The sequence below is a fragment of the Paenalicyclobacillus cellulosilyticus genome (genome assembly GCF_014647315.1).
GTDB classification, from domain to species: Bacteria; Bacillota; Bacilli; order Alicyclobacillales; family Alicyclobacillaceae; genus Alicyclobacillus_J; species Alicyclobacillus_J cellulosilyticus.
Window position 1 is genome coordinate 1 of record NZ_BMOY01000167.1, and the last position, 232, is coordinate 232.

The following is a 232-nucleotide window of genomic DNA, read 5'->3' on the forward strand; positions in this document are numbered from 1 at the left end:
TGAAAGCGAAGAAAGAGCCAAAGCCTATTGGGACAAAAACGTGAAGCTCATGATCGGTCTAATGGTCATCTGGTTCGTCGTGTCTTTCGGCTGCGGCATTTTATTTGTCGACGTACTTAATCAATTTCAATTAGGTGGATACAAACTTGGTTTCTGGTTTGCTCAGCAGGGCTCCATCTATGCCTTCCTAGGTATTATTTTCTACTACGCGTGGAGAATGCGCCAAATCGAC

Annotated in this window: 1 protein-coding gene; it reads left to right on the plus strand. The window is 44.4% G+C overall.

The features are described from left to right. Positions 1 to 232: DUF4212 domain-containing protein (locus IEX97_RS13395; protein ID WP_188883575.1), on the plus strand; the 232-nt coding region annotated here is incomplete at both ends.